Source organism: Aestuariivirga sp., from assembly GCF_037139295.1.
Lineage (GTDB): Bacteria > Pseudomonadota > Alphaproteobacteria > Rhizobiales > Aestuariivirgaceae > Aestuariivirga.
Genome location: NZ_JBAXGR010000187.1, coordinates 1 through 3,826, shown reverse-complemented (window position 1 = coordinate 3,826; position 3,826 = coordinate 1). Strand labels below are relative to the sequence as shown.

The window sequence follows — 3,826 nt, the reverse complement described above, 5'->3', positions numbered from 1 at the left end:
TCTACCGCCAGCTTCACGGCTGGCACACCGCGCCGGGCAGCGCCCGCGCCTCCCAATTTCCCTGAGGGATCAATGCCACCCTCGCAAAGGATCGAACATGCCCCTGTCTCCCCCGTGCCGCGACCGCCCGGCGCTTGACCTACCCCCCTCCCAATGCCAAACACCGCCCAACATGATTGACACCGCACACATCCGGAATTTCTCCATCATCGCCCACATCGACCACGGCAAGTCGACCCTTGCCGACCGGTTGATCCAGCTCTGCGGCGCCGTCGCCGACCGCGACATGGTGAACCAGATCCTCGACTCGATGGACATCGAGCGCGAGCGCGGCATCACCATCAAGGCCAACACCGTCCGCCTCGACTACACCGCGAAGAATGGCGAGAAATACGTGTTGAACCTCATCGACACACCCGGCCACGTGGACTTCGCCTATGAGGTCTCGCGCTCGCTCGCCGCCTGCGAGGGCTCGCTGCTCGTCGTCGACGCCTCGCAGGGCGTAGAGGCCCAGACACTGGCGAACGTGTATCAGGCGATCAACAACAATCACGAGATCGTGCCGGTCCTCAACAAGGTCGATCTGCCAGCGGCCGACGCCGACCGCGTGCGCCAGCAGATCGAGGACGTGATCGGCATCGACGCGTCCGACGCCATCCCGATTTCCGCCAAGACCGGCGTCGGCGTGCCCGACGTGCTCGAGGCCATCGTCCACCGCCTTCCCGCCCCAAAGGGCGACCGCGATGCGCCCTTGAGGGCGCTTCTCGTTGACAGCTGGTATGATGCCTATCTCGGCGTCGTCGTGCTCGTGCGCATCATCGATGGCGTGCTGAAGAAGGGCATGAAGGTGCGGCTGATGTCCACCAATGCCGTCTATCAGCTCGAGCGCGTCGGCGTGTCGCGTCCCAAGAAGGAAACCGTGGACGAGCTGGGCCCGGGCGAGATCGGCTTCTTCACCGCCTCGATCAAGCAGGTGGCCGACACCCGCGTCGGCGACACCGTGGTCGACGAAAAGAACCTGACGGCCACCCAGCTGCCGGGCTTCCGCCCCGCACAGTCCGTTGTCTTCGCCGGCTTCTTCCCCGTCGATGCGGCCCGCTTCGAGGACCTGCGCGAGGCCATCGGCAGGCTGCGCCTCAATGACGCGAGCTTCACCTATGACATGGAGACCTCGGCGGCCCTTGGCTTCGGCTTCCGCTGCGGCTTCCTCGGGCTGCTGCATCTCGAAATCGTCCGTGAGCGGATCGAGCGCGAGTTCAACGTCGATATCATCACCACGGCACCCTCGGTCATCTACAAGGTCAACCTGCGTGACGGCACGCACATCGACCTGCACAACCCGGCAGACCTTCCCGACCAGACGCTGATCGAATCGATCGAGGAACCGTGGATCGAGGCCACCATCCTGGTGCCGGACGAATATCTGGGCTCCATCCTCAAGCTCTGCGAGGACCGCCGCGGCCGCCAGAAGCAGCTCACCTATGCGGGCGCGCGCGCCATGGTGGTCTATGATCTGCCGCTGAATGAAGTGGTGTTCGACTTCTATGACCGGCTCAAGTCGGTCTCGCGCGGCTATGCCTCCTTCGACTACAAGATGACCGATTATGAAGAGGGCGACCTCGTGCGCCTCGGCATCCTTGTCAACGCGGAACCGGTGGATGCGCTGGCCATGATCGTGCACCGGGCGCGCGCCGAGCAGCGCGGCCGCGTGATGTGCGAGAAGCTGAAGGAGCTGATCCCGCGCCACATGTTCCAGATCCCCATCCAGGCGGCAATCGGCGGCAAGATCGTAGCGCGCGAGACGCTGTCGGCGATGCGCAAGGACGTCACATCCAAGTGCTACGGCGGCGACATCAGCCGCAAGAAGAAGCTTCTGGACAAGCAGAAGGAAGGCAAGAAGAAGATGCGGCAGTTCGGCAAGGTCGAAATCCCGCAGGAGGCCTTCATTTCCGCGCTGAAGATGGATGAGAACTGAGGCGGCTGATCCCATTTCCGGGCTGGACCGTAGTTTGGAATAATTCTAAATTGCAGTCCTCATCTTTGGGGCCGTGCCTGTCTTGAAAAGCTTTTCCGATCTCACCGAACAGGAACTCCTCGCGCTTGCCATTTCGAGCGAGGACGATGATGCCCGCGCCTATGCGGGCTTCGCCCATTCGCTGATGGACACCTATCCCGCCTCTGCCAAGGTTTTCATGGAGATGGCGGAGGAAGAGCACGAGCACCGCCGCTGGCTCACCGATCTCTATGCCAAGAAGTTCGGTGATTACATCCCGCTGATCCGGCGCTCCGACATCCAGGGCTTCGTGCGCCACAAGCCGGCATGGACCATCGGCAAGATGAACATCGAGGAGATGCGCCAGCGTGCCGAGGTCATCGAGCTCGAGAACTACCGCTTCTACAAGCAGGCCGCCGAGCGCAGTGGCGACCCACAGATCAAGAAGCTGCTGCTCGACTTGGCCGAAGCCGAGAAGGGCCATGAATCAATCGCGGTCAAGCTTGGCCACACGCATCTGACAGCCGATGCCAAGATCGAGGAAGGCGAGGCCAAGCGCCGGCTCTTCCTGCTGCAGGTCATCCAGCCGGGCCTCGTGGGCCTCATGGATGGTTCAGTCTCGACGCTCGCCCCGCTCTTCGCGGCCGCCTTCGCCACGCATGACACCTGGCAGACCTTCCTCGTCGGCACCGCCGCCTCGGTGGGCGCGGGCATTTCCATGGGCCTTGCCGAGGGCCTGTCGGATGACGGCAAGCTCACTGGCCGCGGCCACCCGCTGATCCGTGGCCTTGCCGCCGGCATCATGACGGCGGTGGGCGGCCTCGGCCATGCGCTGCCCTATCTCATTCCGGATTTCTGGACCGCCACCTGGCTCGCCATCGCGGTCGTTTTCGTCGAGCTCTGGATCATCTCCTGGATCCGTTTCAAGTACATGGACACACCCTTCCTCAAGGCGGCCTTCCAGATTGCGGTGGGCGGCTTCCTCGTCTTCCTCACCGGCATCCTGATCGGCAGTGCCTAGGCCAGCCGGATCAGCACCGCGCCGATGACGATCAGTACCGCACCCGCGAGGCGCGGCAGGCTGACGGTCTCCTTCAGCACCCGCATCGACAGCAGCATCACGATGAGGATGCTCGTCTCGCGCAGCGCGGCCACGCTGGCGATCGGCGCCTTGGTCATCGCCCAGATCACGATCCAGTAGGCGCCAACCGAGAGTGCCGCACCCACCACACCGGTCTTCCAGTAGGGCGCCACCTCGCGCACGATGCTAGGCCCGCGCAGGCTTACGGCGGTTGCGGCGAGGAAGATCGCATCGAACAAAAACACCATGCCGGCATAGGACGATGGCTGCCCCGAGGCGCGCCCGCCCATGCCATCGACGATCGTATAGGCCGCGATGAACACCGACGTGCCGATGGCGAAGAACAGCGTCAGCCCATCCAGTCGCACACCGCGGTGGCCGAGCAGGCTGATCATCCAGATGCCGATGACCAGAATGGCCACGCCGGCGCCGCCCATCAGCGTCAGGTCCTCATGCATGAAGGTCCACGTCACGGCGAGGGTGAGCAGGGGGGCCGCACCCCGCGCGATCGGGTACACCTGGCTCAGGTCACCCGTGCGATAACTCCGTGCGAGGAAGAGATTGTAGCCGAGATGGAGAACTCCGGAGGCAACCGCATAGGGCAGACTGGCCAGCGACGGGAGCGGGAATACCAGCAGCATCGCCACGCCCATCACGCCCATGATCGTCTGGATCAGGCAGAGCGACAGGAACCGATCGAGCTTGAGCTTGACCAGCACGTTCCAGCCTGCGTGCATGACAGCCGCGGCGAG

3 protein-coding genes are annotated in these 3,826 nt (G+C 63.7%); 2 read left to right on the top strand and 1 reads right to left on the bottom strand.

Going from position 1 to position 3,826, the window contains the following annotated elements; translation table 11 throughout:
- Positions 1–172 precede the first annotated feature (172 nt).
- Entirely contained in the window at positions 173–1,975 is a 1,803-nt protein-coding gene (lepA, locus tag WCJ41_RS20510; protein ID WP_336907693.1) for a translation elongation factor 4, read from the top strand.
- Between the two features lie 82 nt (positions 1,976–2,057).
- Complete coding sequence (mbfA, locus tag WCJ41_RS20505; RefSeq protein ID WP_336907692.1) at positions 2,058–3,014, top strand: iron exporter MbfA; 957 nt, start codon at positions 2,058–2,060, stop codon at positions 3,012–3,014.
- On the opposite strand, the gene WCJ41_RS20500 is transcribed toward mbfA, so the two are convergent.
- On the bottom strand, positions 3,011–3,826 hold an 816-nt coding region (locus tag WCJ41_RS20500; RefSeq protein WP_336907691.1), incomplete at its 5' end, for an EamA family transporter. The genes mbfA and WCJ41_RS20500 overlap by 4 nt on opposite strands.